The organism is Roseibium sp. ROS1 (assembly GCF_054658215.1).
Genome location: NZ_BAAGIG010000006.1, coordinates 35,954 through 59,815, shown reverse-complemented (window position 1 = coordinate 59,815; position 23,862 = coordinate 35,954). Strand labels below are relative to the sequence as shown.

Genomic DNA, 23,862 nt, shown 5'->3' with positions numbered 1-23,862 from the left:
ACATGGCAATTCTTTGCATTCGACAAAGCCTGATAAAGGAGATGACGATGCCGCAGAAATCTCCCGAGACCAAGAAGTTCGTAAAACCGGTCCAGACAGCCAACGATATCAAGAAGTATCGCGAGGACTTGCTGGATGAAGCGCTTGACGAGACCTTTCCCGCTAGTGATCCACCGTCAATGCTCGAACCGGCACCGAATTCCGAGCGTACAGGCCCAACCGGCAAACGCTAGGTACCAAAAGGTTCCATGATCCAGGGATCTGTCCGACGTCGGGCCGCCTCCAGATGCAAACGGGACAAAGAAGTTGACGATCTGGCACGTGACTGCAGCCCGGATTAGACCGAAGGCAGGAGTGCTGAGTGATGGCTTGGAGTCTCGCGCGAAGCAGGGCTGAATGATCAGGAGAATGCTCAACGGTCATCGGTCGACCGGAAAGCCTAGTCTATACAACTTCGCACCAGTTTTTTCATACGACCCAGATGGTGCAGAAATCCAAGGGAGACAGCTATGCCCTCAACAGAGGATACCTACGCGATCCGGGAGGCGGTCGGCTATTTCGAGACGGCTAATGTGCTCCAGCAAGCAATTGATGAATTGTTGAGTTCAGGCTTCGACCGTGCTGACCTAAGCCTGTTGGCTTCTGATCATGCTGTCGAAGAGAAACTCGGTCACAAGTACAAGAAAGTTGCCGAACTCGAAGACAATCCAAAGGTCGCTCGCTGCTCCTATGTTTCCACCGAAGCGATTGGAGACGCAGAAGGCGCTCTGATCGGCGGACCTCTTTATGTGGCAGCAGGCGCGACCGCAGGCATGATCCTGGCGTCGGGAGGGACCATGGCCGCTGCTGTCATTGGAGCAGCCCTTGCCGGAGGTGCTGGCGGGCTGATTGGAGGCATCCTGGCGCGTCTAGTCGGCAAGCGTCATGCGCACCATTTGCAGGAGCAGTTGGAGCGAGGGGGCCTGCTATTATGGGTACGCGCATGGAACGCAGTTGAAGAGCAACGAGCCATTGAAATAATGAACAAACACTCCGGACATGACGTACATATGCACACAATTGCCGCTGCAGGTTAATTGAAAAGTGCCTATTTCGACTTGATGTGCGGGCAGAAAGTCTCCACCCTGTCCACCCTCAAGGTGCGCGCTCAACAATGCGTACATCTATCTTTTGCTGACCTCGCGACAGGAATGCTGGTCAGTTTAAGGTGCGAAAGGCTTGGCCAGTTTTGAAGAAAAACGGTTGAGAGGAACTTTCAGAACTGCGCGGCTTTTCTCGTCTGCTTCTGGCAGGCGTCCACCCCGAACATTGACCTGAAGAGCGATGAGCATGCGGTCAGGCAAGGGTAGCGTCGCATCGCGGGCATCACGCGTGACGATGAACCCGTCGCGGCTCATTCCGTCCTTGACGTGGATGTTGTCCGCCTTGTGCTCTGCAACAGTCGCCATGCAAGCTTCCTTCCGTCCGCCCTGGCGATAGTCGTGCCCCACAAAGATACGAGTGTCGTCCGGCAGAGAGAGGATTGCCTGAAGGCTGTCCCAGAGTTCGGCAGATGAGCCACCAGGAAAGTCTGCCCGGCTTGTGCCGCTGTCGGGCATCATGAATGTGTCATGAGCGAAAACCGCATCCCCCATCAGGTATGTGATCGAGGCGAGCGTGTGCCCTGTCGACAGGGTCACGTCGACCCGGCAGTCTCCAACTGCAAAACTCTCCCCCGGTTTGAACAACCGGTCCCAGTATTCCGCATGCCCTTTCAGACTGTCATCGGCATAATAGTCGGCCCAAATTTCCTGAACGCGCAGGACACGCTCACCAATGGCTTGCCTTGGTTTGTTTCCCAGCTCCTGCTTGATGTAGTGCACCGCTGAGAAATGGTCGGCATGGGGATGGGTATCCAAAACCCATTCCACATTGAGATTTTCCTGCCGGACATAGTGCAAGATCTCATCGGCGCTCGCCGTCCATGTGGCACCAGCTGCCGGGTCGAAGTCGAGCACCGGGTCAATGATGACAGCGTTGCGGCCTGCCGGATCCCAGGCGACATATTGCCAGGAACCCGATGCCTCTTCGTAGAACGCGGCTACATTGGGGCTTCCGGCAGTTTGTGAAGCGGTAAAGAACTGCAATTTTCCCTCCTTGCATGGACGGTTTGTATTTCGATGATAGCAGGCCAGGTTGGTTGCGGGGCTTGTTGCTGCAGGCGGTCCGAGCGGATGGCATCCCCGGTGGTTCAGCTCGTGCGGCAGGTCTTGATTCTGAGGATGCTGTAAACGGGACAATTTCCGACCGCGGCCGTGAGTAGGAAAACAAGAGCAATCGCGATCATCAGCCAATGCAAGACATCGCTTGCGGCGAATGCCGATCCAAAGGCGATGCCCAAGAGAATGATTGCGGCAAATACGCGAATGCCGCGATCAATGGTTCCCATATTTCTTTGCATGTGGTGCTCCTTGATGGAAATCCGAGAAAGCAAACAGTCGCATGACCTGCGGCCGGTATTCGGTGACTTCGTCACCGTCCGGTGACATTGTTCTTGCGGTCGGGTCACACAGAGCGGACGAGTTGTTCCAAAGCCTCCCGTCCCAGCAGACGTAATTCGCCTCGTAACTGTTCGATCCAGCCGCGGCGATGGAACTCCGAGAGCGTTCGCGAGATCACCTCGCGTGCTGTTCCAAGTTCTGAGGCGAGAACCGCGTGAGTGGCATGAACAAGCCCGTCATTATCGGCAAGCTCCAGAAGCCGGGCCGCGAGGCGAACGTCCATGCGCTGAAACACGATGTCGTCAATCAGGGTGAACAGATCGGTGATCCGGCGGGAATAGGCGGTGAAGACGAATTCCCTGAAAATGGGCGAGCGCGCTACGAGCTCGTCGAAAACCTTTCGCGGGATTGCTGCCGCAGTCACTTCCGTTTCCGCAATTCCCTCGGCGGAATAGTTTTCGAATGCGAGCATGCAGGCGGTGGTCAACACGCAGCTTTCGCCGGCATGAACCCGGTAAAGAAGCACTTCGCGCCCGGTTGCCGAGTGATGCTGAACACGCACCGTGCCTTCCAGCAGCAAGAGGAGATTGTCTGCTGTCTGGCCAGGTTCGAAGATCCGGGTGCCGGCCGGAACCGAGACGATCCTGCTTCCGCTTGTCAGATCCGCCCGGATGTCAGCAGGAAGTCCCCTCAACCCCTGAAACCGGTCGATCCAGTTGTCTGCAAGATTGTTCATGATGCGTCGCCCTCTTCCTATACAGACATTTTGCACGGCGGTGCCGCCGCCGTGCAACTCCAATAGCAATCATTGCGAGCGGCTCGTTAGAGTGCGCGGGTCGAAAAATACCAGTCTTTGGTCTGAAAGCCCTCGGTCAGACGTGCTTCTGCCGCATCCGTCGTCTGGGGGGTGGGCACGATAACATCCTCGCCCGGCTTCCAGTTCTCGGGTGTCGCCACCTTGTGCACGTCGGAAGTCTGAAGCGCCTGGATCAGGCGGAAGAATTCATCGACGGAGCGGCCGTTGGTCATGGGGTAATAGACCATTGCCCGCAGAATTCCTTCCGGATCGATAATGAAGGTCGCCCGGACGGCCTGTGTGTCGGATGCGCCGGGCTGGATCATGCCGAACGCCTGCGCCACCTTCATGTCGAGATCGGCGATGATCGGAAACGGAATTGTGACGTCAAATGTTTCCTTGATCGAGCGGACCCAGGCGATGTGGGCGTAGTGACTGTCAATGGAAAGTCCCAACAACTCCGTGTTCAGATTGGCGAAGTCTTCAGCCCGGCGGGCGAAGGCGGTGAATTCGGTCGTGCATACCGGGGTGAAGTCGGCAGGGTGCGAGAAAAGGATCAGCCATTTGCCACGGTAGTCCGAGAGGGATTTCGTTCCGTGGGTCGTCAGAGCGCAGAAGTCGGGAGCCGGCTCGTTAAGGCGCGGCAGACCGACACTACGATCGTTCGAGGCAGGGGTTTCAGCAGACATCGATAGGCTCCTTGAGTGGTTGCCTGCCAAAAGTACGAACTTGATCGTTATATTGGAAATTGATTTACTGCTAACCTGTTATTCAAAAAAACGATCAGAGAATGACCACGATAAGACAACTTCGTTTCCTCGCGGCACTTGCCGAAACGAGAAATTTCTCCCGCGCGGCTGAACTGTGTCATGTCACGCAATCGACGCTTTCAAACGGCTTGAAGGAACTTGAAGACAGGCTGGGCGTGCAGGTGGCGGAGCGGAGCAAGCATTCTGTCATGATGACGGAGGTCGGCGAGGATCTCGCGGAGCGAGCGCGCGACGTGCTTACCCAGGTGAAAGATTTTGAAGACCGCGCCCGTCAAGAGGCCGATGCCGGAACGACGCAGCTACGGCTGGGTGTGATCCCGACCGTGGGGCCTTTTCTCATGCCTAGAGCCATGCCGCTGCTTCGCAAGGCGTATCCGCAAACGAGGCTATATTTGCGGGAGGAACTGACAGACTCGCTCGTCGCCGGACTGATCGATGGGCGGCTCGATCTGATCCTGATTGCACTTCCCTATGACCTGCCGCCTCAGGTCGCGACCAGAGAACTTTTTCAAGACGGCTATCGTCTCGCCGCCCCGTTGAGCCATCCCCTGGCGAACCGCAACACGCTCACAGGGGACGACTTGTCCGGACGGCAGCTGCTTCTTCTCGAACGCGGGCATTGCCTTCAGCGTCACGCGCTGTCCAGCTTTCCGGAAGTCCGGCTCGATGAAGATCAGAGTTTTGCGGCCACCAGCCTTCCGACGCTCGTGGCAATGGTGGAGGAAGGCCTGGGTATTACCCTGTTACCCCAGCTCGCCCTGGATGCCGGTGCTGCAAAGGGGCACGCACTGAGCCTGTCCGAGCTGCCCGGCGCGTGTCCGCGCCGGGTAACTTTGGCGTGGCGCAAATCCTCCGCACAGAGCGATCTTTATTGTCGGATAGGCGATCACCTGCGCGAAGCCAGGGACCATCTGCGAAAGGCCGCTTCAAGGTGAGGGAGCAGCGCCACCGGACAAACCTGCTTCAAAAGCTGAGTACGCGCGTACCGTCAGCCATCAACCGCGCTGCCATTTCGTCGGGCTTTGCCACACCGACACCTTCAAGCAGGACTGACGCGTCTTCCCCGCGGCCAGGCAGGTAAATCGCACAGACCTCGACCGAGGTCCCGGTTTTCTGACGGATTGCCTGCATGAGCCCCTGGGGGCTCATGTCTCGTGGGGGCTGGCCGGAGGTTGCGCTCTCCGGAGCGTTGCGCAGTGCAATGTCTCCCGCCGGTCCGCAGAGCAGGATGTGTGCTTCGGCACCCTGTTGCGCCGCCTGCATTGTCAGCACCATTGCCATCAGTTGGGTCTGAGGCTCGGCCGAGGTTACCACGGTCACGAGTTTCTTCGCCTCCTGCGCTGTAACGGCCGTTGTTGTTGCGACGCAGATTACGGCGACTGTGAGGGCACGGGTCAGGAACTTCATTGGGCTTCCTTTCAGGATCATTCGGGTTGGCAGATTTCCCGCGCCAGGGCGGCACGGATGGTTCGGACAATCAGCGCCGCGATGGTGAGAATCAGAAGCGTCAGCAAGGTCCAGCCGATCATGCGGTGTGGTGCGGAGCTATCGAGTGAAGCAAAGCGGAAGCTGGCTGTGGTCATTGCGGCCAGAGGGAATGACAGGGCCCAGAACGGCAGTGCAAACGGTAGCCTCAATAGCGCGGGGGCCTGGATCGCAACAAGTGCGGTAAAGAAGTAACCGATGTTCAGCAGCAGCCGGGCCGGCGCATCCACGGCGCCGTCCGACAGTTGGATCCAGGCGAGAAAGGCAACAGCGGGTGGAGCGATCAGGATCACGAGGGTCGGACGCAGTTTGCCGGGAAGCGGATCGTGAAAAATGAGCCGGTTGAAGACAAGTGTCAGCAACACGATCCAGAAGACAATTCCGACCGAGAAGAAGTACCAGCTCGCCTCGATATGGCCCAACGGGACACCGGCGAGCGGAACAACAACATTGCCCACCGCTGGTATGAACCAGGCCGGGGAGAGCTGGCCCGGGCCGAAGGCGCGATGAGAGATCCAGGTGGTCACCACAACAAGCGTCAAGACCGCCTGCGCCGACGCACCGACAATCCAGACGATGTTGGCTGCCGCGGGGTACAGGTCACGCAGGAAAGTCGCAAACAGCAGCAGCGAGATTGCAGTCGCCGGAAAAAAGGCGAGCCTTACCGGATGGTTCCACTCTGCGGCAACGGACTCAGGATGGCGCAGTGCCTTGAGCAGGTACATCGCCGCAAGAAACACCATGACCGCGAAAGCGGACCAGCCGACAGCCGAGGCCGCCCAGACAACGCCGCTGGCGCGCAACGCCAGAGCCAGACCGAACAGCCCCATCGTAACGCCGAAGATGCTGATCGGGAAATGTTCCAGTCGTGACGGCAGCGCCGTCTGTCCGGTATCGGCAGTCATGGTTTTCCAGCTCTGCGGTTATTCGGAATGATCTTCGCCAAAGTCGACCAGCTTGGCGCTGTAGGTTTTCTCGCCAAGCCGTTCGATCAGGTCGAGCTGGAGCTCGAGCCATCCCTTGTGACCTTCTTCGTCCAGCACGATCTTTTCAAAGAGAGTGCGTGTACCGATGTCTCCGGTCTCCCCGGCGAGCTGAGCTCCCCTTGTGTACCAGGCAATCGCTTCCTCCTCGTCGGCAAGGTCGGCCTTGAACATGTCCGGGAGGGTTTCGGCCTTTGCCGGGGTCTTGTCGAAGCCGAGTTCGGGGGTGGCCTTGAGATACATCAGTCGCTCGATGAAGAGGTCGGAATGGCCCAGCTCTTCCGTCATTTCTTCGCGCATCTGAGCCGCGAGCTTGGTCAGTCCCCAGTCTTCCAGCGTATGTGCGTGCAATTGGTATTGGTGGGCCGCGGTTAGTTCCATTTTCACCGCGCGTTGCAGGAATTCCACGATCTTGTCGTTCGACATGATGATCTCCGTTCAGTTTGCAGATGCCGCATGATGATGCATGTCATCGGTATTGGCAGGTTCTGGATGGGTGTTTCGAGTGCGGTCGCTTCCGACCAAGGCCTCAAGCGTGTAGACGAGAATGCCCATGCCAATTGCTCCGACCGCAGCGACGCAAAACAGTACGATCAAATCCACCGGTCCGCCAAGGTCGGACAAATGAGAGTGTGTCATGAACAGGATGAACCAGACTGCTGAGACCGCTCCAAAAGGCATGGAAATCTGAGCGAGCAAGAACTTTTTCCAGCTTACTGAACGGTCACGGATCAGCACGTAGAGGTAGGCGAGCGTTACCGCAACGGCGAGGGCTACCAGGGTCCAGAACAGGCCGCGGCCGAAGATTTCCTCGAACACCGCGATGAGGGTTAGGGGGGTAAGGTCTTTCATGATTGTTCTCCTCAGGCCTCTCCGCGGAGCATGGCGTTATAAGTCGCCTTGAGTGCCACCTCCTTCATCAGCCAGCTGATCCAGAGCTCTTCAAGCGGGGCGATTACACCTGGGAAGGACGGAACAAGATTGTCCTGATAGTCGAACTCAACCAGCATGGCGCGACCAATCCGGGTGATGAGTGGACAGGAGGTGTAGCCGTTGTAGGTTTCGGTTCCCTCGCGGCCCTCGATGGCGGCGGTGAGATGATCTTCGACCACCGGCACCTGCCACTTCACGCTGGCGGCGGTCTTGCCCTTCGGCACGCCGGCCACATCACCAAGCGCAAAGACCTCCGGGTATCTCAGGTGGCGCAAGGTTGCCTGATCGACTTCGACCCAGCCCTGGTCCGTCCACCGGTCTACCCACGAAAGCCCTGAGTTCCTGATGAAGTCTGGTGCCCTTTGCGGCGGAATGACGTGGATGTAGTCGTAGTCGATTTCCTGCTGCCCGGTTTCCGTTGCAAATACCGCGCGTTTTGAGCCAGGGTCGATCGCAGTCAGCGTGCTGTTGAGCAGCGTATCGACACCGCGATCCTCGAACAGCATGCGGACTTTTTCCGCCACGATCGGCACGCCGAACAGGGAGGATTGCGGGGCGGCATAGAGCATGTTGACCTTTCCAGCATTTCCCGCGCGGCGGGCAATGTCGTCGATCAGGAACGTGTGCTTCAGGGGAGCGCCTGCACATTTCATTTCCGTCGCAGGCCGCGTGAAGATGCCGGTGCCACCTTCTTCGGTAAAACGTTGCGCGGCCTTCCAGGTGCGTGCGGCATCAGCCGGTCCGCCATAGAGAGCCCCGATGCCGTTCTCGCCGATAAGATCGGCGGAAAAACCCTCGATGGCGCCGTAATCAAGCACGAGGCCCGGCGCGAGGATGAGCCAGTCGTAGCCGATGACCGTCCCGTTCTCGGTAGAGACGGTTTTTGCCTCACCGTCGACGGCGGCCACCCGTTCGCTAACCCACACGATGTTGTCCGGAAGCCAACGGGCTTCGTCCGACGCGACGTAATCCGCAGGCTTCAGCCCCGTCGCCACGAGCGTCAACCCGGGTTGATAAAGATGGGTGGTCCTTGGATCGATGATTGTAATATTTGCACCGTCCAACCGCCGCACCAGACGATTGGCGAGGGCAGTACCAGCTGCCCCGGCCCCGACGATGACGATGCGCGCCTTTGTTGCGATCGGTTTGGGGGCTGCTTCACTGCCGGCCAGCGGTGCGGCTGCCATGCCGCCCGAAAGGGCCGCAAGCGACAGGAATTCTCTCCGGTTCATCGTTTTCGCTCCCTTTTGAAGATGCCGAAACCAGCGCCTTCACTTGTCATTGCCATTTTACGCGACAGACGGAATGCATTTGGTTGGGTCTGTGGCGCTGGCGTTATTCGGCCGGAAGCTTGCTCGTCGCATTGCCGCTCAGGCGCTGCGGCAATGCAAATGCGACGACAACGAAAACTGCGCCAAGTGCAATACCCAGAAGATCGCCCTGAACCGACAAGATGCCTTCATAGGCAGAGCCGGGGACTGAGCCGAGCGTGACCTTGCCGCCAGCAATGTCATCAAGCAGTCCGGAGGCCTTCCATAGTGGATAGGTCAGCATGTAAGTGGCCGCACCGAACAGCCCGCCGGCTATATAAATCAGTGCATCCTTGCGACCGGTAGCAGCTGCACCGACGGCGGTGCCCGGACAATAACCGGCAGCGGCCCAACCAACACCGAGCAGCAGTCCGCCGATAAAGACGCCTGCATAGGCTGCCTTGACCGACATGTGGCCGACATCCACAAGCCCGAGCATCTGGCCGCCGAACATCAGGATCGAACCGGTTCCGATGGCCAGAAGGATGGTTTTCATAAGGTTCAGGCGCCGCAATGTCAGCATGCCGGTGATGACATTGGGATTGGTGGCCCCGATCCGGTCCAGGACGAAGCCGAACCCGGCGCCGATTGCAATGGCGAGCACGAGGGTCATCGGTCAATCCTCCCTGTACATGAAGAGTGCTGTGGGAACGGCTGCGAGAAAGGCGCCAAGAGCGAAGATGTAACCCGACAGAGCGGTCTGCATCATGCCACTCATCATGTGTCCGGAAGTGCAGCCACCGGCGAGCCGCGCGCCGTAAAGCACGATGAAGCCCCCGGCGAAGGCCACCGCGTAGCGCTTCCACGGCGTGTCGCCGAAGTTGGCCCGCCAGACTGCAGGCAGACGGCGCTCCTGCCTTCCGATGCCGCCCTTGAGCAGCGTGGAGACGAACGCGCCCGCTGCCATGGCCAGCACAAAAACAAAACTGTAATTCAACGGGTTTGCGGCATTGCCGGCATATTTACCGTTCGACTTGGCCATGTAGGCATTCGTCGATGTGTAGCCGTCTTCGGTTTTCGTGATGAAATCGGGCGAAACAGCATCAGCAACGATTGCGTCGAGGATCACGAACTGCGTGCTCACCCCGATGGGTTTCACCAGAAGCACAGCGGCAAAGAAGACCGCACCGAGCAGGACGCCACCTAGTCTCCAGTCCAAGGTCATACCGACAACTCCTTTGGTATCGAGCCCGCTATCAAAGCGGAGCGTTTCGCACACCTTGGCATGTCATGACTGGATCACACGGTGACTTCGTCACCAACGGACAAGAGATTCCTGTCTTCGAATGCTCTCTCCTTCGCATTGACAGCCGATGGAAGGGGCGGTGTGAAAGGCCGGCCTCCTCACCTTTACCCCTGAACGGCCGGCGGGCGTTCCTCGTGCTCGTCGGCAAGCACACGATCGCGCTGCAGTTCGAGCCACATCGCGTTCATCACGGCAAAAATAGCTGCGAGCGGCAGACCCAGTAGCCAGGCGAAGTACCACATGGTTTTTCTCCTTGTCTCAGTAGAGGGTGTCCGAGTTTCCAGTGACGTCCGCTTCGGTGACCTTGCCCCAGAGCACCTTGTAGACCCACGCGGTGTAGGCCAGGATCAGCGGCATGAAGATCACCGTGACCACCAGCATGATGAAAAGCGTCTGGTGCGAGGACGAACTGTCCCAGACCGTCAGCGAAGAGTTCGGATGCAGCGATGACGGCAGGATGAACGGAAACATCGTCAAGCCAACGGTCGAGATTGCTCCAAAAATACCGAGTTTAGACCAGAGCAGCGTCGAGATCTCGCGTTCGGAACGAAGACCGCGCACAGCCATGATCATGCCTGCGAACCCCAGCAAAGGAGCAACAGTGATCCACGGCCTTGCCAGATAGGCGGAAAGCCATGTTCCCGTCCGCTGAACTTCGGAATAGAGCGGATTCGACGGTCCGTCACGCACGATTTCCCCTGTGAGAGAATACCCCTCGATTTCAAGGAACAACCACAGCCCGGAAATCCCGAAGCCCGCAATCGTCATCACCCCGGTTCCCGAACCGATGTTTCGCGCCCGTTCGGCTACCTTGCCCTCCGCCTTCAACGACAGCCACGCTGCACCGTGGGTGATCAGCATGGTGAGCGACACGATGCCCGTGAGCAGTGCAAAGGGGTTCAAAAGTCCGAAGAACTTGCCGTAGTAACTGCCCTCGTAGCGAGAGAAGAGGTCGGGTGTCAGCTCGAACGGCACGCCTTGCAGGACGTTTCCGACCGCGACCCCAAAGATGAGGGCCGGCACCGTACCGCCAACGAACAAAGCCCAATCCCAGCTGTTTCGCCAGGTGGCGCTTTCACGTTTGGACCGGTACTTGAATGCTACGGGACGCAGGATGAGCGCTGCCAGAACCGCGAACATCGCTAGATAGAATCCGGAAAAGCTGACTGCATAAAGCGGTGGCCACGCGGCGAAAATCGCTCCACCGCCGAGAATGAACCAGACCTGATTTCCCTCCCAGACAGGGCCGACGGTGTTGATGACGATACGCCGTTCGACATCCGTTCTACCGACAAAGGGAAGCAGTGCGCCCACACCCATGTCGAAGCCGTCCGTAAGCGCGAAACCGATCAGCAGGACACCGAGAAGCAGCCACCAGATGAGGCGAAGCGTGTCGTAGGGCAGAAGTTCATATAGGATCATGACAGTCACTCCGCAGGGGTTGCAAACGGCACCTGGCCGTCATGAGTACGCAAGCGGTGTTCGTGGCGAGCGTCCCAGACTTCCGTCTCTTCGACGTCCTGATAAGGGCCTTTGCGGATGTATTTCAGCATCAGGCTCATCTCGATCACAAAGAGGATCGAGTAGAAGGTCACGAACCCGACCAGGGTCAGCAGCACGTCCTGAATGCTCAGGTGGCTGACGGAGAGCGCCGTTGGAAGAACGCCGTCCACCGTCCAGGGCTGGCGGCCATATTCGGCAACGAACCAACCGAGTTCGGCGGCAATCCAGGGTGCGGGGATGATCGCCACGGCGAGCCGCAGCGCCCAACGAGGATAGCTCTGCTGGCAGAAAGACGAGCGCCAGAAGAAGTAGACCATGACACCGATAAAGGCGAAGCCGAGACCGACCATGACGCGGAAGGACCAGAACAGCGGTGCAACGCCGGGAATGGTGTCTTCGGCTGCCCGGGCGATATCCTCGGGCATGGCGTCCCTCGGATCATCCATGTAGCGAAGCAGAAGGAATGCAAATCCCAGGTTACCGGAATTTTCCTCGAAGACCTCGCGCACCTGCGGGGCTGTCTCGGACCTTTGTTCGCGAATGGTCATGAGCGCATCATAGGCGGCAATTCCGCTCTCAATCCGCTTCGCGGCCTCGGCGACCAAGTCATTTATGCCCGGAATTTCCTCCGTGAGCGAACGGGTCCCGATGAGACCCATGACCCAGGGGATCTCGATGGCATAATGTGTTTCACGCGCTTCCTGGTCGGGCAATCCGATCAGATTGAAGGGGGCTGGCGCCTCATGGGTTTCCCACATGCCCTCCATCGCGGCGAGCTTCATGCGCTGCGTGTGACTGGCCGAATAGCCGGATTCGTCCCCGAGCACGACGACGGAGAGAGCCGATGCCAATCCGAAGGATGCCGCAACCGTGATCGAACGGCGCGCCATCGGCATGTACCTGCCCTTGAGCAGGTACCAAGCGGAAACGCCGAGCACGAAGACCGAAGCAGTGACATAGCCAGCGGAGACGGTGTGGACGAATTTTGCCTGGGCAACCTCGTTGAAGACCACTTCGAAAAACGAAGTCATTTCCATGCGCATTGTATCGGGATTGAACCGCGCCCCAACCGGGTTCTGCATCCAGCCATTGGCAATGAGGATCCAGAGAGCGGAGAAGTTGGACCCGATTGCAACCAGCCAGGTAACCGTCAGATGCCCGACCCTGGACAGCTTGTCCCATCCAAAGAAGAAGAGCCCGACGAAGGTGGCTTCCAGGAAGAAGGCCATGAGCCCCTCGATCGCGAGTGGTGCTCCGAAGATGTCCCCGACATAGTGGCTGTAATAGCTCCAGTTCATGCCGAACTGGAATTCCATGGTGATGCCGGTCGCGACGCCAAGGACGAAGTTGATACCGAACAAAGTTCCCCAGAATTTTGTCATCTGCCGCCAGATCGGTCGGCCGGTCATGACATAGACGGTCTCCATGATCGCGACCAGGATCGACAGCCCCAGCGTCAGCGGCACGAAGAGGAAGTGATACATCGCCGTCATCGCGAATTGCAGGCGTGACAGCTCGACGATATCGAGATCCATCTCGTGTTCTCCTCAGTTTACGCGCCTCCGCTCCGCAGAAATTTAAACGAGCAGAAGGCAGGTCTGAGGTTCGCTATCATGTGGGGCGCCGAGAGTTTAGTGACTTGGTCACCAAACCCGAGTGGATGGTTTGTTTCCTGCCGAATTTAGTGGCAAGCGAGAGGGGCCTGCGGCTTTAATACCCATGTGGAAGGGTTCCCAGTGACAAGGACAGAGAGCCTCGCATGCGCATAGCTGTTCTTAAGGTTTCAGCCGAAGCTGCAACAGCTCAGCAAAAGTGGTACTTCTTCCAGCCCAAATTTTCGAATTGGCCTATTTTGCCACTAAAACGCGCAACGTTACATTTGTCTGCTTTCAGAAACTTCATCTGAAGCCTTAAACGTCCAATTTCGAGGCGCGAAGCGGTCAATACGTCACCGCCTTGCGAATGACCGCTCTGGGCCGTTTGTTCCATTTGATCGAAAGTCCGAAAGGTCCGCACAGCCGTCGTTCGCATCTAAAGTGATCTGGGCCAGATGATTGCAATTCCGTTGCAAATAATCTGATTTCAGTCGCAGCCAATGTGAGTTTGCTGCCCCGGATAGATGCATCTAATTCGAGCGGGAATCCGGGATGTTTGCAATCCGAGCCGCGGATAAATGCAAGTCGCTACAGCTAACAGCTCCCCCCACATTCTGGATCTTTCAAAGCACGTTGACCTTCTCTCGTCGTGCCCCTTCCCCATTACTGACTCAAAGCGAAAACTATGAATATCACTGCCTTTCCGCGCCGCCCTAAAAGCCCCAAGCCCCCTGAAACAAAAACTTGGTGTGTGCCGGTAAACTTCGTCTTCGATGACGGCACCGAACTTTCCCTTCGCCTGGCTGAAAAGTCGGTCCAGTCTTTGGAAAACCGCCTTTGGTCCGAAGACAATGAGAGGCACTTTGTCATCTTCCAGACTGTCGAAGAGGTTGTTGCGCTCAATGCCCGGCGCTTGACGCATTGGACGCCCGATATGGAAGAACTCAGCATCGTTGAGTACGCGGAACGACAAGAAGAAGATGAGGACGAACCGGAGCCGGTTTCGGTTCACTGCGCCAACCTGGCCGGACCAATCCAACTCTGGTGTGTAGAGGAAAAGGAAGGCGACGAAAGGGAGCCGGTTCGAACCGCAATGATCGATCTGGACGATGCAGACAGCCTAGGCCAGCCGTTCTTGAGGGTCACGGATTCCAGCTTGCAGCCGCATTATTTCCGGACAAACAGCTTGCTCCTGTTTCGGGTTCCACAGTGGATCATTCCAGACTTCACCGACTGACCCGCCCATCCCGCAAGGGGGGCGATCCATCCGCGTAGCCCATTGCTAGGACCCACGCACGCTGACCCGGTTGAGGAAGACGGAACAAAGAAGGGTGAAAGTTGGACAGAGGACAACGAAATTGCGCTCTGTTCCGACTTCGGCTCAATCATTGCTGATGCACTGCGATTGAACGGACTCACAAACGCCTACAAACATGCCGTACACGCGCGACGTTGTGCATGCCGTCGCCCGTTTTCAATATTGTTTCATCTGTACGTCGCTTAAAGTGCGCGTCATGCGTTGCGCGATAGTTTTGGATATGTTTTTGCAAAACTTGCATTCGTCGTGCGCATGCTGCACGTTTAAATGCAGAGACGCCGGAAGTGCGAATTCCGACGTCTCCATTGATCAACTTAACCAGGTGATCGTGGTAGAGACGCTGATATGGATTGTGTATCCGTTCGGCGTCTTTTCCATTTTGAATTCCAGCTTAATCGGTAGCATCATTTGTCTACCTCCTTTCTAGTTAGCTGGATCTACAGTTCCTATTCCAAAGCACCTCCTTTCTTCTGACATGACAGCGCCTATTGTGGGGGGTCTTCTGTTTTTCTCAAAGCGGTTTGCCGTCGATGTCGACGATTTCCACCGCTTGCATAGAGCCAAAGTCCAAGATTTTTCCAAACCTTGGGGAAAAGTGCCCGCGATAATGAGCTTAGTATTGGGTTTTGGTGATTGTAACGGTCGAAAAACTTGCGCCACTACACATCGAGGCGTTCAACAGTTTTCATCCATGATCATTCTCATACAGAGCTTTGCTCTCACCAGAACAACGCAATCAGGAGTTTCCTGCCCTGTCGTGGCAGAATACGAGCAACGAGCGGCTTCAAGAGCTATTGTTTGAATCACCTATGACGGAATTAGCCGTGCGTTTTTCGGTGAGTGAAACCGCGATCCGCAAGCGCGTGAAAAGTGCCGGGCTCTCGGTACCGCCGCGCGGGCATTGGCTTAAAAAAGAATAGCGTTCAAACATGATCCCGGCACGGTGGTCGCACCGATCTGCGCGGCCCTCGTGCCAAACTCCCCGAAAAGAAAATCGAAACCGATGATCCGCATTCTAGTCGCCCTCGCCCTTTGCCTCGCTGTTGTCCCCGCCCATGCGGACGAGTGGACCAGTCCGGTTTCGCGCGTGATCGACGGCGATACTTTCTTGCTCTCGCGGCCGCTGGTTCGAATCCGCCTGTGCGGGGTCGATACACCAGAGCGCGGGCAGCGCGGCTACCGCGAAGCGACGCAGTATGTCAAAGCCCTTGTTGCCGATAGAAAGGTGCAGTGTCGAACGGTCGGCGACGGAACACCCTGCGACAGCCGTTCCCGCAAGAGGTCCTATGACCGCTTTGTGGCTCAATGCTTCGTTGACGGTCAGGACATTGCGATGAAGCTTGTTCAGTCCGGCCACGCCTGCGCCTGGCCGCGCTACTCCGGCAAGCATTATCTGCGGCAATCGAGCTGCGTCCGGTAGCTCACTCCAAGCGAAAAGCGCGTACCTCACGACACCAGGCCATGCAGGGATTTGTGGAGGTGCAATTTGCCCTCCCCTGCCCTGTCGATCATGGCGCGGAAGTATCCACCTGGGGATGCGATTTGTTCGGGATCGCGCAAGGCTTTTTCAGCAACGACGACAAGACAAGCGGCGGCCAGGAATTTTCCCTGTCGTTCGACGGCATTTTGATATCCGGCCGGACTGAGGCCGATCAAAATCCGCAGGTGATCCGCGGCCTGACACAGCCGTGACCAGTCGGAGAACGAAAGCCCGATTTCACTTTGCACCTGGGTACAGGCTGCCTGAATGAGACCGATGGAAACTCCATCGAGGTTCGTTTCCGGTAATTTGCCTCCCGCCGACCTTGCCGCTTGCGGTTTAGGCGGTTGCAGTTCTGTGCGCCCGCCGCAAGGCTCTCTTTCAAGAGCCATTTCAACGGCGAAGCCGTTGTCAGCTGATAGATTAGTGTCTTGCTCGTTAGAGCAAGTCCGCTTGTTATTACTTCTTTGAGAGTCGGTTTGGGTTGTAATAGATAATGGGCTGACATCAATGTCACCCGCGCATGACATGTTATCGTTTGATTTACCGGAGTTGGTTTCATGGAGGGCCAGAGCTTCTTCATAAAGGCTCCTCACCATCTCGGCCCGCTCTGCCAAGGTCACCTGATCGCGTTTGACGACACTCTGCGCACTCGTGAAAAAGTCGTGAAACGATGCAGGATCCGCTTCCGCCATGTCGGCGATAGCGCGTGAAAGCCGCGTGATGGTGCGCTTTGCTTCCTGCTCGGCCTTGAGACGGCGCTGAAAGGCATCTGCCTGTTGCTTGAAGGCCTCCAGATTGAAACACGCCGGGGTGAAGTCCAGGCCATAGGCTTGCTCGGCCTCTCCTGCCCGGCCGCGATATACGAAACGCCGCCCTGTAGGGCTGTCACGGTAAGCGAGGATTCCCGCCTCGACGAGTTTCTTCAGGCACCGTGTGACCGTGCGCGTGGTTTTTCGGGTGTAGTCTGCAAGTCGCTGGTTGGAGATCGCCACGACGGGACGCCGCCCGGCCTTGAAGTCATCGCCCTGGACGAGCCCCAAAAGGATATCGAGCACGTGGTAGGCTGTTCCGTCGATGCCAAGCGCCGGCGCAACGCGCTTGAGAACCAGCGAAACATCCTTTTTCAAAACTGCAGGTCTATCGTCCTGGGCGGCCAAATGAGCGCTTGCAAGGACTCCTGCAGAAACTTTGCGAAAGCTCGCAATCTGCTGAGCAGTGGACATAAGTCCCCCTTCCCCGGAAACGAACCAACGCAACCGGACCTATGGAATTTGGTTGGGAGACAGGCAAAAAGACGCAATAAATCGTGCTCTGTTACGAGACAGAACTTGCCTTGCGTCACAAGTGATTCTAAAATCTTAGCTGCTAGACCGAGATTTTAGGCACCTATGCCTATCTCAATTAGGACCCGCCCTTGTGGCGGGTTCTTTTCGTCTTAGACTTCCTCGTTGCTTTCCCCTCCCCTCTCCAAGTTCTCGAATTCGGTTATCAGCGCCGAAATTCTCTCTTCGACGAAATTCGCGAATTTCGGCTCGCTCTTGACGTTGATGGTAATTTTCATCGCAATCGAAGATCGCTCGATATTCCCGTAGGAACGAGTAGTCGACTGGATCGGCGTTTTCGATGGTTTGAGAGTAGCCGTTCTGGCTTTGTCCGCCTTTTCTGCAGCACGCATCGCCAAATCGAAGCGCTTGTTCGAGTCCGCGTTTATCCAGATTTCGTGACTTGGCAATCCCCGGACAGCCTCGACAATTGACGCCTTACGAGTGCCTTTTTCAATAAGCTGTCCGAACGATTCCCACCTGGTTCGCCCAATTTTTGGTGCCGGTCCGATGGAAATACAGATATCTCTCGGAACTTGTCCGGCAATCGCCGTCATCTTGGAGATAATCGTCTCGTTACCCACACCAACGGATTCAGCAATCACCTTCCGGCTGTAACCAGCTTGCGTTAGGGCCTGCGCATACATCGCTTGTTCAATGAAGCTAAGGTTCTTCCGCTCATTGTTCTCCAAACCCTGCGCGACGATAAGCTGTTCGTCCGAAAGGTCTTCAACAAACGCCCTGACTTTGCGGCCCAGAACTTTGGCCGCTTTGTTCCTTCTTGCACCGTATGCAAGCTGGTAGGCACCATCTACGTCGGGGTGTGGCCGAACCAGGATTGGCAGTTTCTGTCCGGAAGCCTCCATCGAGGCCACCAAACTTTGAAACTGAGGATCATCCTCGGTCCATTCCATTCGATCCGGAATCAAGGACGCTAGTACTAGATCAGGGTCTAACTCATGTACTTTTGATTTTTTGAGTTCTTCCTTGAGACTAAGGTTGTCCTTCTCAATACTCGCGAAGCTTGCCTGCAGCGCTTTGGTTGGAGCCGTTGTCATCGACTTTTCGGTCGATTTTTCGTTCGCCGCCTGCTTGGCGAGCGCTTCGGGATCAACCTGGCCGAACATGCCGGCCAGCTTCTTCGCCCTGGTGGAAGCTTTTGAGCTGGTCATTTGCGGCCCCAGACTTTCAGGATTTCACCGTAAATCTCTTTATTCGCTGCATTCACAGCTTCGATCGCACGAATATAGGTATCTCGGCTAACGGCCCCGCGTTCCAATTCATAAAGTGTCTTATTCTCAAGACCTGCGTTTGTTATAGCGGTCGTCTCCAGAACGGCAGACGTCAAAACGCTTTCGCCAAACAGTGAACGAAGCAAGGCGGCAATGTTAACTTGAGGCACGTCGTGAGGAACGTGTCGCGTCAGTAGAAATCGCAGGAAGTCATGATCAACTGACGCACCGAAGTGAGCCATCTGTTCGAGCATTTCGTCCAGCATATAGAGAAACTGGTTCATACTCGCGACGTCTATCATTGCTGATTGAACCGGTATGATGAGACCAGTTGCTGCATACACTGCGTTCAAGGTCAAATACGACAACTGCGGCGGAGCATCGATCACCACAACATCATACTTGTCTTCCACGCTTCGAAGCGATGTCGCAAGACGGCGTATAAAGTATTCGTCGCCTAGGAAGTTGTTGCTGACAATTGCTGCGGGTGTCTCATAGTCAAAGTACTGAAGCTCGCTCTGACCAGGAACGATATCCAATCCTGCGAAATACGTAGGGCGTATCACTTCCGGGAGAGTGCGTCGCTCTTCATCATACCGCAGCACCGCAAAGACCGTTTCATTGTCGCCCACCTCCAGAACAGGCTGCACGCCAAGCATCTCAGTCAGGCTAGCCTGCGTGTCCAGATCGATCGCCAACACTCTGAGGCCTTGCAACGCAAGAAACTGAGCCAGGTGCAGCGCGGTTGTTGTCTTGGCGCACCCACCCTTGAAGTTAGCAATAGCGACAACCTGCATCTTGTCGCCATCGCGGCGCTGTGGATCGAAAGACGTGGCCTGCGAGGGACGACGCTCCGCCAGGAACTTCCGCAATTCATTGATCTGCTCAAGAGAATATATGCGCCTGTTGCCTTCGGAGCGGTCCGGCATCGGCCCCTCCCCGTCCAATGACATTTGTCGTAGAGTTGCAGGCGAAATACCGACAAGATCGGCAACTTCGGACGATGAAAACGAGCGAAGCTGCTTTCGCGCTTCTGGTGGATAGTTAAGTTGCCAATTGTTTTTGATTTGCGTGCTTAGCAACGCTGAGAAACGAGAGATCTGCCCTCGCGTGCTGTTGGGGTCCAAAGTCTCCTCAACCTCGACGGTTTCGGTCATGTCTTTAAGCTCCGACGCAAAAAAGTGCGTTTTCTGGAAAAAAGTGTCGATTACGAAAAAGAATGAAATAACGATTCCTGTCAATGCGTTTTTGGTTAACGTCCATTAACTTTCTGAGTCAATTCAACCAGTTAAAATGCGCGTCATTAAAACAAAGGCCCATTCACAGACACACCCGCGGGTCACAAATTTCGATCCTCAGCAGCCTCTTCGCACGGCGTGACAGATGTCACGGACCTAACCAACTGAGAGACAACACACTTTTTTCCGACCTCGTTATGGACAGGTTTTCTGCGGCAAAAATTCTGCACAAAGCTTCGGCCAAATCCCGGAACATGAGCGCAGGAGACATGCCTCATTTTTCTGAGTTTTACGCATTCGAGATCGTGACCTTAGCTCCAAGAGCCCTGGCAAAAGGGCATCGCGCGCCGGACTGCAAGCCTAGAATGCGACGATTCGCACGATCTTCGTCCTCACTCGACACGTCGAAAACGTGTCCTCCGGCAGAGTCTCCATCGTTTCCGCGTTCTCATGTTCAAAGGTGATCGGCACGAGTGCAACGAGGGTCGCGGGGCCTGGATGGCCGTTTCTGCCGAGCAGCGAGCGCGCCGCCTTCATGTGCTTGCGCACCTGGGAAAACGGCGGGTTCATGATGATGCGCGGAAACTCAATTCGGCCCCTGACGCGCTCCGCATATTCCAAAAAGCATTCCTCAAATACGGCAACACCCAAGCGGCGAACAGTGCGGGCAAGTTTATGGTGGCGCTCCACTGCGCAGATCTCATTTGGACTATGGCCGCTGTCCAGCAGCGCGGATACGAGCGCGCCCGTGCCTGCGCTCGGCTCAAGCGTGCTTAAGTCGCCAGGTCGACCGAGATAGTCGACCATGCGGGCCGCGACATCTGTGGGCGTCACGTGGCATTCGCTGGCCCGATCAATCACAAGCGGATCTTGGATTTCACGGACTTCTGGAATTGCCCCACTGTTGCGACGCTGGACCGGAATAAACATGGGTTTGTTGGGGCGGCTATAGACTGACTTCTTCATGACTGGCCTGCATACGCGGAAGGTCGGGAGATATTGAGGGGGACACGCCCCCTCATGCGCTCAAATGGTCAAGCGGCGTTGGCTTGCTTCTCGAAACTTTCTGGTGCCGGGTGCTCCTTGGAGTCGGTCAGAAACACGGCCACCCAGGGACGCGAAAAATACGCTCCGGGCGCGGTCGGATCGATGCAGATCTTGAAACGGAACGTCCCGCAAACGCTGGTTCTGGTTCCGCGCTGGTCAGCCCAGACCTTGGCATACTCGGCCTTGGTCAATTCGATCTGCCGGAATGTCTGCGTTTCACCGGCATGGAAGCGGTTGGGTGCAACAAGCTCCCCTACCCTGAAATTCAGGATCGGCGGTTTAGCGTCTTTCTTCTCCGGCACCGTGTACCCGACCGACTGCATCAGATCGCGCCAGTCGTCTGCCGAAAGCGTCACAGCCTTTTCGCTCGCAATGTGGAGCGGCAGCGGTACGGCGCTTTCCAGGGCAAAGCCTTCCGGAACCGCCTTTGCGCTCGGTTTCATCGCGCCATGTTCACGGGCAAAAGCTTGCAGGATGACCGGCGACAGCTCGCCTTCATATCGCGCCATCGGTCCCAACAAGTCCCGCTCGTACGCAAGCCGGTTGAGAATGTGGTCAATCCAGCGGCGGCGCTTTGGACTATTGATAGCCCTCTTGGCGCTTTCAATGCAGCGTGTGCGGAAGTCCTGGGGGCTGATTTCGCCGTCTTCAAGCTCCTTCGCTCGCTCCCAACCGACGAGGGCATTACCGTTTACATGGGCACGGCTGAGCTTCCTGATCTGGTCTTCGGTTTCCGCCTTCTGCCAGATGGACAAGCACACTTGGGCATGATTGACGTCACGCTGAAGGTCACGCAGCTCGGCAAGCAGCGTCTTGATGCGATTGGCACGAACGCGTGGGCTGTTCTTCATGTTCGCGAAGCTTTCCACGCCTGCCGCTTTCCATTGCCAATACTGAACGGACTTTGCAGCCTTAACCGACTTGTCTATGGCGCTGTGCATCCGCTCTTGTGTCTTGCGGGCTTTCCGTTCTGAGTGGTGACCAACAAGGATGGGTTGGCCCATGTGGAACGCTTGCGAAAGGTCGTCAGCGGCTCGCATGAACGCACTCGACTGTGCCTGTCGCTTGTCCGCAAGAGCGTCCAGGCGCTCGGCCTTCGCCTCTGCGCGTTCGGCCAGCGTCGTAAATTCCGGCTCAATCTCGCCAGCAAGCTCAACGCACAAATCCTCACGGTCGGGCGTCCAGCGCGGCGCAACGAAAAGCTCCTGTTTCGGAGCCCATTTAAAGCCCATGCCTTTAACCCGGGCGTATGTCTCAGCGTCAAGCCTGCGGTCCGCGTAGAGGCGCAGCTTGTTGTCTTCCGGGCTGTAGGTGGCGGTAAAGGTTGCGGTCATTGGTTTGTTTCCTGTTTCCTGACTTGGCCGGGGTGGCTCGTTTCATTTTCCGCGTCGTCGGAAACGGGGGCGGCGGATCAAGGACCGTATGCGGGGAGGGGATCACCCGCGCGCACAAGGCGAGAGCCGCGGAGCGTGGGGACACCCCGCGGGAGGCCGCGCAGCGGTTCATCCTTGATCTGCCGGGGGGCGGAGCCCCTCCCCAGGATCAGCCCGGCCCGTCAGGGCTGGTCCGCCTCGACAGCGCCAATCTCGAAATTTCGATGGTTGAGCGGATTGGCTGGCAGCTCTCCCCGCCAGCCAATGCATTGCCCGTCAGGCTGCTGCTTTCAATCCCTTGAGCTCTGCCATTTTCTCCGAAAGAACCCAAAGCGCCTTGTTGAGTTTGATGTCCTGATCAATGCCGTTGACTGCCCGTGAGCTCGTGCGCCGGATGCGTCCGTGTTCATCCCGAAACGCTGCGCGAAGGCCACCACGTAGGCAATTTTCCTGGCACACGTTATAGACAGTCCAAAGATCGCTGGACACGTCCCCGGACCGGCGCGGGCTCAAGAGCTGGCTCGGCTTGATGCGGGTGTTTGTTTCACCTTCGCTGTTCCCGAAGCGGGCAATGTGGGCGGCTTCCGCAAAGATCTGTTTTTCGTCGCGGTCCATCTTCAAACCGCTCCAGTCGGCAGGCGCGACCAGTGCTTTTTCGGCTTCCTTCAGGACACGGTAGGTTCCATCAATGACCTTGCCGCCCACGTCGCCGCTGTGCCGGACCTTCACGCTGTCGATGGTTGAGCTGTGCGAGACAAGAGAGTTCATGCACCGGATGCGGAACAAGCCGGCCATGATGTCATAGGCGGATGTGCCGTCATTGGCATTCTTCAGAAGGATTTCACAGACGGTATCACCTACGGAATATTTTGCGTCCTCGTCGAGGCGGCGCAGCCGGATAAGGTGTTTTGTGAAATCGCGCTTGCTGTCATCGCGAGGGTTGCCCTGTTTGGCGCCCACCGGCATGAAGCCTTCGTCCATCAGGCCACGCAAGATGTCTATCGTCGCAATCGGCTGGAACCGTTCGGAACGGCTTTCATGAGCCGACGTTGCAAAGATCGACGGGGCCAAGCGGCGTAGTTCGTCCTCGCTCAAGGCGCGGCCGATATCAAAACGTGCTGTGCTTGCATAAACCGAGTTCATTGATTTGCTCCTGTTTCCCTGAAATCCACCGAATTGGCTCGTTTCATTTTCCGCGTCGTCGGAAACGGGGGAGCCGGGTCAAGGACCGGAAGCGGGGAGGGGTATCGCCTGCGCGCACAAGGCGAGAGCCGCGGAGCGTGGGGACACCCCGCTGGAGGCCGCGCAGCGGTTTATCCTTGACCTGGTTGGGGCGGAGCCCCGCACAACACTATCTGACCGGCAATCAGCTGGACATTATTCAATGGGGAGGGGAGCGGGGCTGGTTCGGAGAAGGAACGCGATCGCGTCGGCGCGATCCTATTGCTTCGGAGGATTTGGGCCGCTTCCCGTGGGGCAACGCCCCAACTTGAGGGTTCAGCCCGGCCCGTCAGGGCTGGTCCGCTTCAGCAGCTTCAATCTTGAATTTCTGGCGATAACTGTTACATTTATGTCCGAAGTGGGATGACAGGTTTCCCTGCCATCCCGTTTTCTAGAGATTGAATTGGACACGGAGGGTCATTTGCCAGGACTTCCGTGTCTTTTTCATAACTAGAGAAATGCTAATTGGTAAGTACCACATCGCATTTCCTTCGGTTTGAAGGCAAGGCTGTTGCCTCAGCCGGGCA

General features: G+C 56.9%; 25 protein-coding genes. 5 read left to right on the top strand and 20 right to left on the bottom strand.

Features of this window, described 5'->3' with window-relative positions:
- Nucleotides 1–47 precede the first annotated feature (47 nt).
- Both ACYQ6M_RS28295 and ACYQ6M_RS28290 read left to right on the top strand, forming a co-directional pair.
- Complete coding sequence (locus ACYQ6M_RS28295; protein WP_460077103.1) at nucleotides 48–233, top strand: hypothetical protein; 186 nt, start codon at nucleotides 48–50, stop codon at nucleotides 231–233.
- Nucleotides 234–509: 276 nt separating this feature from the next.
- Entirely contained in the window at nucleotides 510–1,076 is a 567-nt protein-coding gene (locus ACYQ6M_RS28290) for a hypothetical protein (RefSeq protein ID WP_460077100.1), read from the top strand.
- A gap of 126 nt (nucleotides 1,077–1,202) precedes the next feature.
- On the opposite strand, the gene ACYQ6M_RS28285 is transcribed toward ACYQ6M_RS28290, so the two are convergent.
- From ACYQ6M_RS28285 to ACYQ6M_RS28270, 4 genes are all read right to left on the bottom strand, one after another.
- The gene (locus ACYQ6M_RS28285) at nucleotides 1,203–2,126 is read right to left on the bottom strand and encodes an MBL fold metallo-hydrolase (RefSeq protein ID WP_460077097.1); all 924 of its coding nucleotides are present in this window, start codon (nucleotides 2,124–2,126) and stop codon (nucleotides 1,203–1,205) included.
- A gap of 104 nt (nucleotides 2,127–2,230) precedes the next feature.
- Complete coding sequence (locus tag ACYQ6M_RS28280) at nucleotides 2,231–2,428, bottom strand: YgaP family membrane protein (RefSeq protein WP_460077095.1); 198 nt, start codon at nucleotides 2,426–2,428, stop codon at nucleotides 2,231–2,233.
- A gap of 116 nt (nucleotides 2,429–2,544) precedes the next feature.
- Entirely contained in the window at nucleotides 2,545–3,216 is a 672-nt protein-coding gene (locus ACYQ6M_RS28275; RefSeq protein ID WP_460077093.1) for a Crp/Fnr family transcriptional regulator, read from the bottom strand.
- 86 nt (nucleotides 3,217–3,302) lie between these two features.
- Nucleotides 3,303–3,965 carry a peroxiredoxin gene (locus ACYQ6M_RS28270; protein ID WP_460077091.1) on the bottom strand — a complete coding sequence of 221 codons (663 nt, stop codon included), beginning with the start codon at nucleotides 3,963–3,965 and terminating at the stop codon, nucleotides 3,303–3,305.
- A gap of 101 nt (nucleotides 3,966–4,066) precedes the next feature.
- Between ACYQ6M_RS28270 and ACYQ6M_RS28265 the strand changes: the two genes are divergently transcribed.
- Nucleotides 4,067–4,981, top strand: a complete 915-nt coding sequence (locus tag ACYQ6M_RS28265) for a LysR substrate-binding domain-containing protein (protein WP_460077089.1) — start codon at nucleotides 4,067–4,069, stop codon at nucleotides 4,979–4,981.
- Nucleotides 4,982–5,009: 28 nt separating this feature from the next.
- On the opposite strand, the gene ACYQ6M_RS28260 is transcribed toward ACYQ6M_RS28265, so the two are convergent.
- From ACYQ6M_RS28260 to ACYQ6M_RS28215, 10 genes are all read right to left on the bottom strand, one after another.
- The gene (locus tag ACYQ6M_RS28260; protein ID WP_460077087.1) at nucleotides 5,010–5,453 is read right to left on the bottom strand and encodes a hypothetical protein; all 444 of its coding nucleotides are present in this window, start codon (nucleotides 5,451–5,453) and stop codon (nucleotides 5,010–5,012) included.
- A 17-nt stretch (nucleotides 5,454–5,470) separates the two neighbouring features.
- The gene (locus tag ACYQ6M_RS28255) at nucleotides 5,471–6,436 is read right to left on the bottom strand and encodes an SLAC1 anion channel family protein (RefSeq protein ID WP_460077084.1); all 966 of its coding nucleotides are present in this window, start codon (nucleotides 6,434–6,436) and stop codon (nucleotides 5,471–5,473) included.
- 18 nt (nucleotides 6,437–6,454) lie between these two features.
- A complete protein-coding gene (locus ACYQ6M_RS28250) occupies nucleotides 6,455–6,940 on the bottom strand; it encodes a bacterioferritin (RefSeq protein ID WP_460077081.1) in 486 nt (161 codons plus the stop codon).
- A gap of 12 nt (nucleotides 6,941–6,952) precedes the next feature.
- Nucleotides 6,953–7,366, bottom strand: a complete 414-nt coding sequence (locus ACYQ6M_RS28245; RefSeq protein WP_460077079.1) for a DUF5368 domain-containing protein — start codon at nucleotides 7,364–7,366, stop codon at nucleotides 6,953–6,955.
- Between the two features lie 11 nt (nucleotides 7,367–7,377).
- Nucleotides 7,378–8,679: an NAD(P)/FAD-dependent oxidoreductase gene (locus ACYQ6M_RS28240; protein ID WP_460077076.1), complete on the bottom strand. Its 1,302-nt coding sequence runs from the start codon at nucleotides 8,677–8,679 to the stop codon at nucleotides 7,378–7,380.
- A gap of 103 nt (nucleotides 8,680–8,782) precedes the next feature.
- On the bottom strand, nucleotides 8,783–9,370 hold the full coding sequence (locus ACYQ6M_RS28235) for a DUF6691 family protein (protein WP_460077073.1): 588 nt from the start codon (nucleotides 9,368–9,370) through the stop codon (nucleotides 8,783–8,785).
- A 3-nt stretch (nucleotides 9,371–9,373) separates the two neighbouring features.
- Nucleotides 9,374–9,922 (bottom strand): YeeE/YedE thiosulfate transporter family protein, encoded by a 549-nt coding sequence (locus ACYQ6M_RS28230; RefSeq protein ID WP_460077070.1) that lies wholly within the window; start codon nucleotides 9,920–9,922, stop codon nucleotides 9,374–9,376.
- A gap of 185 nt (nucleotides 9,923–10,107) precedes the next feature.
- Nucleotides 10,108–10,245 (bottom strand): cytochrome bd-I oxidase subunit CydX, encoded by a 138-nt coding sequence (gene cydX, locus ACYQ6M_RS28225; RefSeq protein ID WP_330563917.1) that lies wholly within the window; start codon nucleotides 10,243–10,245, stop codon nucleotides 10,108–10,110.
- Between the two features lie 16 nt (nucleotides 10,246–10,261).
- Nucleotides 10,262–11,425 carry a cytochrome d ubiquinol oxidase subunit II gene (gene cydB, locus ACYQ6M_RS28220; RefSeq protein ID WP_460077065.1) on the bottom strand — a complete coding sequence of 388 codons (1,164 nt, stop codon included), beginning with the start codon at nucleotides 11,423–11,425 and terminating at the stop codon, nucleotides 10,262–10,264.
- Nucleotides 11,426–11,430: 5 nt separating this feature from the next.
- Nucleotides 11,431–13,041: a cytochrome ubiquinol oxidase subunit I gene (locus ACYQ6M_RS28215; protein WP_460077062.1), complete on the bottom strand. Its 1,611-nt coding sequence runs from the start codon at nucleotides 13,039–13,041 to the stop codon at nucleotides 11,431–11,433.
- An 811-nt stretch (nucleotides 13,042–13,852) separates the two neighbouring features.
- On the opposite strand from ACYQ6M_RS28215, the gene ACYQ6M_RS28210 reads away from it, so the two are divergent.
- On the top strand, nucleotides 13,853–14,338 hold the full coding sequence (locus ACYQ6M_RS28210; protein ID WP_460077060.1) for a hypothetical protein: 486 nt from the start codon (nucleotides 13,853–13,855) through the stop codon (nucleotides 14,336–14,338).
- A gap of 1,084 nt (nucleotides 14,339–15,422) precedes the next feature.
- Nucleotides 15,423–15,839, top strand: a complete 417-nt coding sequence (locus ACYQ6M_RS28205) for a thermonuclease family protein (protein ID WP_460077057.1) — start codon at nucleotides 15,423–15,425, stop codon at nucleotides 15,837–15,839.
- Between the two features lie 26 nt (nucleotides 15,840–15,865).
- Here ACYQ6M_RS28205 and repC read toward each other — a convergent pair whose 3' ends face one another.
- The 6 genes from repC to ACYQ6M_RS28175 form a co-directional block, all read right to left on the bottom strand.
- Nucleotides 15,866–17,125 carry a plasmid replication protein RepC gene (gene repC, locus ACYQ6M_RS28200; RefSeq protein ID WP_460077055.1) on the bottom strand — a complete coding sequence of 420 codons (1,260 nt, stop codon included), beginning with the start codon at nucleotides 17,123–17,125 and terminating at the stop codon, nucleotides 15,866–15,868.
- 212 nt (nucleotides 17,126–17,337) lie between these two features.
- The gene (repB, locus tag ACYQ6M_RS28195) at nucleotides 17,338–18,396 is read right to left on the bottom strand and encodes a plasmid partitioning protein RepB (protein ID WP_460077052.1); all 1,059 of its coding nucleotides are present in this window, start codon (nucleotides 18,394–18,396) and stop codon (nucleotides 17,338–17,340) included.
- On the bottom strand, nucleotides 18,393–19,613 hold the full coding sequence (gene repA / locus ACYQ6M_RS28190; RefSeq protein WP_417712564.1) for a plasmid partitioning protein RepA: 1,221 nt from the start codon (nucleotides 19,611–19,613) through the stop codon (nucleotides 18,393–18,395). Before repA ends, repB begins: the two co-directional genes overlap by 4 nt.
- 441 nt (nucleotides 19,614–20,054) lie before the next feature.
- Nucleotides 20,055–20,660 carry a methyltransferase type 11 gene (locus ACYQ6M_RS28185; protein ID WP_460077049.1) on the bottom strand — a complete coding sequence of 202 codons (606 nt, stop codon included), beginning with the start codon at nucleotides 20,658–20,660 and terminating at the stop codon, nucleotides 20,055–20,057.
- Between the two features lie 68 nt (nucleotides 20,661–20,728).
- Entirely contained in the window at nucleotides 20,729–22,075 is a 1,347-nt protein-coding gene (locus ACYQ6M_RS28180; RefSeq protein WP_460077046.1) for a DUF3560 domain-containing protein, read from the bottom strand.
- A gap of 315 nt (nucleotides 22,076–22,390) precedes the next feature.
- Nucleotides 22,391–23,257 (bottom strand): DUF932 domain-containing protein, encoded by an 867-nt coding sequence (locus ACYQ6M_RS28175; protein ID WP_460077043.1) that lies wholly within the window; start codon nucleotides 23,255–23,257, stop codon nucleotides 22,391–22,393.
- Nucleotides 23,258–23,862 lie beyond the last annotated feature (605 nt).

Excerpts from the sequence above, each read along its gene's own strand:
- ACYQ6M_RS28295 (WP_460077103.1), top strand. The coding sequence starts at position 48 with ATGCCGCAGAAATCTCCCGAGACCAAGAAGTTCGTAAAACCGGTCCAG.
- ACYQ6M_RS28290 (WP_460077100.1), top strand. The coding sequence starts at position 510 with ATGCCCTCAACAGAGGATACCTACGCGATCCGGGAGGCGGTCGGCTAT.
- ACYQ6M_RS28280 (WP_460077095.1), bottom strand. The coding sequence starts at position 2,428 with ATGGGAACCATTGATCGCGGCATTCGCGTATTTGCCGCAATCATTCTC.
- ACYQ6M_RS28275 (WP_460077093.1), bottom strand. The coding sequence starts at position 3,216 with ATGAACAATCTTGCAGACAACTGGATCGACCGGTTTCAGGGGTTGAGG.
- ACYQ6M_RS28270 (WP_460077091.1), bottom strand. The coding sequence starts at position 3,965 with ATGTCTGCTGAAACCCCTGCCTCGAACGATCGTAGTGTCGGTCTGCCG.
- ACYQ6M_RS28265 (WP_460077089.1), top strand. The coding sequence starts at position 4,067 with ATGACCACGATAAGACAACTTCGTTTCCTCGCGGCACTTGCCGAAACG.
- ACYQ6M_RS28260 (WP_460077087.1), bottom strand. The coding sequence starts at position 5,453 with ATGAAGTTCCTGACCCGTGCCCTCACAGTCGCCGTAATCTGCGTCGCA.
- ACYQ6M_RS28255 (WP_460077084.1), bottom strand. The coding sequence starts at position 6,436 with ATGACTGCCGATACCGGACAGACGGCGCTGCCGTCACGACTGGAACAT.
- ACYQ6M_RS28250 (WP_460077081.1), bottom strand. The coding sequence starts at position 6,940 with ATGTCGAACGACAAGATCGTGGAATTCCTGCAACGCGCGGTGAAAATG.
- ACYQ6M_RS28245 (WP_460077079.1), bottom strand. The coding sequence starts at position 7,366 with ATGAAAGACCTTACCCCCCTAACCCTCATCGCGGTGTTCGAGGAAATC.
- ACYQ6M_RS28240 (WP_460077076.1), bottom strand. The coding sequence starts at position 8,679 with ATGAACCGGAGAGAATTCCTGTCGCTTGCGGCCCTTTCGGGCGGCATG.
- ACYQ6M_RS28235 (WP_460077073.1), bottom strand. The coding sequence starts at position 9,370 with ATGACCCTCGTGCTCGCCATTGCAATCGGCGCCGGGTTCGGCTTCGTC.
- ACYQ6M_RS28230 (WP_460077070.1), bottom strand. The coding sequence starts at position 9,922 with ATGACCTTGGACTGGAGACTAGGTGGCGTCCTGCTCGGTGCGGTCTTC.
- cydX (WP_330563917.1), bottom strand. The coding sequence starts at position 10,245 with ATGTGGTACTTCGCCTGGCTACTGGGTCTGCCGCTCGCAGCTATTTTT.
- cydB (WP_460077065.1), bottom strand. The coding sequence starts at position 11,425 with ATGATCCTATATGAACTTCTGCCCTACGACACGCTTCGCCTCATCTGG.
- ACYQ6M_RS28215 (WP_460077062.1), bottom strand. The coding sequence starts at position 13,041 with ATGGATCTCGATATCGTCGAGCTGTCACGCCTGCAATTCGCGATGACG.
- ACYQ6M_RS28205 (WP_460077057.1), top strand. The coding sequence starts at position 15,423 with ATGATCCGCATTCTAGTCGCCCTCGCCCTTTGCCTCGCTGTTGTCCCC.
- repC (WP_460077055.1), bottom strand. The coding sequence starts at position 17,125 with ATGTCCACTGCTCAGCAGATTGCGAGCTTTCGCAAAGTTTCTGCAGGA.
- repB (WP_460077052.1), bottom strand. The coding sequence starts at position 18,396 with ATGACCAGCTCAAAAGCTTCCACCAGGGCGAAGAAGCTGGCCGGCATG.
- repA (WP_417712564.1), bottom strand. The coding sequence starts at position 19,613 with ATGACCGAAACCGTCGAGGTTGAGGAGACTTTGGACCCCAACAGCACG.
- ACYQ6M_RS28185 (WP_460077049.1), bottom strand. The coding sequence starts at position 20,660 with ATGAAGAAGTCAGTCTATAGCCGCCCCAACAAACCCATGTTTATTCCG.
- ACYQ6M_RS28180 (WP_460077046.1), bottom strand. The coding sequence starts at position 22,075 with ATGACCGCAACCTTTACCGCCACCTACAGCCCGGAAGACAACAAGCTG.
- ACYQ6M_RS28175 (WP_460077043.1), bottom strand. The coding sequence starts at position 23,257 with ATGAACTCGGTTTATGCAAGCACAGCACGTTTTGATATCGGCCGCGCC.